We start from the raw sequence: 2,309 nt of genomic DNA on the forward strand, positions 1-2,309 counted from the left end.
ACCAACAGGCGAACCAACAGGTGAACCAACAGGTGAACCAACAGGTGAACCCACAGGTGAACCAACGGGCGAACCTATGTCTGATCGCGATGGTGATATGGTCTTCGACGACCAAGACAATTGCGTATTAATCGCGAATGAAGATCAGGCTGATAGCGACGAAGATGGCTTGGGTGATGTTTGTGATCAGGACGTTCCCCAGATCTTTGGTGTTTATCTCGCAAGCCTAAGCTTTGAGACCGGCAGCCAAGAGTTAGATTGGGAGAGCGGTGTTTGTGTCGACCAAACGGACGAGCACTTCATTCTTGAAACCAACATGCATGGCAATCAAGTTTTCATGCACGTACGTGGTGAGCATCATGAAGACGGTCTTGCGGGCATTATGAGCGCTTCTGGTGACCTCACTCTTATGGGCGGGGAAGGCTTTAGCGGCAGCGGAAGCTACGATCCTACCACCGACAGCTTTAGCTTTAGCTTTGTAGAATCCCAGACAAACGATGATGGTAGTGTCGAATGTCTTTCCGGCGCAATTGTCACGGCTCAGGGGCCGACTGATGTTGTCGAAGAGGATGTCTTCACCCTGGGTGTAAGTTGGTTTGAAGCTGAGCTAGAAGATACCGATGGCGATGGTGTAGCTGATTTCAGTTGGTTTGAATTCGGCACTATTGTCGACGGCGTTGCCGAAACTTGGTTTGAGTGGAATCAGGGTACGGCAAGCTGGGATGAATTTTCCGATGCGGACGAAACTTTCTACATCGGTGATAACGGTGTGTTCTCTGCACTCGATCGATACAGTATCAGCGGTTATGTAGATGGCGACACTGGTGAGACGGCTATCTTGCAGCCAATAGATGACAGCGGCGCGCATCAGTCTATCGACATCCAGCATATCGTTTTAGAGGCGTTTGATGTTGTTGGCGTGCCGATGTTGGCTCTGTTAGATGAGGCCTACGAGGCGGGAATTGACACTTCTGATGTGTTCCCTGAGGGCTCTGTGGCTTACGTGGCCCATCTACAGCAGCAGGACGACGTCTACGCTTTTTGGTGTGACGAAGACCACGATGATTGGTTTGACGCCAACTTAGCCTGTGACAATATCGTTGCCCGTCAGTGGCAGGAAACAAGCCCAGAATCAGGTAACTGGGATCCGATTCCTGCCACCAGCCTAGATGAGATTGTTAATACTCCCGCCGAACTAGAATCCATGCCAGAAGGTGGAATTTGGCTAGGGCAAGATACTACGGGCGAACTCGTTGGCTACTTTGTTTCCGCCGATGGCAGTGTCGCTGGCGCCGAGTTAAGGCTGCAAGTTGTCCAGCAAAACAATGTTGACGGCAGTCGGATGATGTTGATGGATGCGCCGGTGAGTCTCGTTAATGTCGGAGGAGTAGATATTATCGAGTTCGATATCCCTGCGGATATTGCCGACATGATGCCGATGGAAAAACACAGTCGATTCGTGTTTGCTGAGTCGAATCTTGAAGGCGGTGACAGCTATGTACGCCAGGGAGCGAGATTGCATGCAGGTATCGCGGAGACCAGCGTTGTCTTTAACTCAAGCGCAATGACCGCGATTCGCGATGGCTTTAGCCCTGCTGCGCCATAGTAAGCCGTTCTAATAGCCTACCACCTAAAGCCTCTCACCAAGTGTGAGAGGCTTTTTTGTTTGCTGGCAGTGGGTTGATTTGACTGTTTCAGGCGATGGCGCCTATAGCCACTTTTCAATCTGACCGGCTTTCGATTTAGTCATGTAGATCATTTATTATTCGCTTTACTAAGTTCTAAAACTCTGTATGATGGGCCTCGTTGAAAACTCCATTGTCCACTTTTTTACACCACGACCCTCCTGGCAAGTAAGTTCTGTCTAGTCGTTGCAACCATATAAAAGCTTTGAGTGATTTCCCCTCATGGTCTTTTGCAACTCATAGTCGCGCTAGTAGTAATCAGTTGAACAACGTTACGTTCTCGGCACCAAACGCCCTCAGGGCATCTTTTTTATTTATATTTAGGTTTTATACGTATGTCTACTATTACTGGTACTGTTAAGTGGTTCAATGAAAGTAAAGGTTTTGGTTTTATTCAGCGTTCAGGTGGTCCTGACGTTTTTGTTCACCACACTTCAATTCAAGGTACTGGCTTCAAAACTCTTGCTGAAGGTCAGCAGGTTGAATTCAGTGTAAGTCAGGGCGCTAAAGGTCCTCAGGCTGATAACGTTATCGCCAAGTAATTCCCCTTAAAAGAGCCAGGCGCAAGCCTGGCTTTTTTTTGCCTTTTGTTCCTAGGCGCCCCCCCCCCCCCTTTTTTTTTTT

General features: G+C 48.8%; 2 protein-coding genes. Both read left to right on the forward strand.

The genetic code is table 11. From position 1 onward, the window contains the following. Positions 1–1,606, forward strand: a 1,606-nt coding sequence (locus IDZ20_RS00955) for a PT domain-containing protein (protein ID WP_188149559.1), incomplete at its 5' end; no start/stop codon positions are given. A 414-nt stretch (positions 1,607–2,020) separates the two neighbouring features. Next, on the forward strand, positions 2,021–2,227 hold the full coding sequence (locus tag IDZ20_RS00960) for a cold-shock protein (RefSeq protein WP_188149560.1): 207 nt from the start codon (positions 2,021–2,023) through the stop codon (positions 2,225–2,227). The last annotated feature ends 82 nt before the right edge of the window (positions 2,228–2,309 follow it).

The sequence above is a fragment of the Teredinibacter waterburyi genome (assembly GCF_001922985.1).
In the GTDB taxonomy this organism is placed as follows: domain Bacteria; phylum Pseudomonadota; class Gammaproteobacteria; order Pseudomonadales; family Cellvibrionaceae; genus Teredinibacter; species Teredinibacter waterburyi.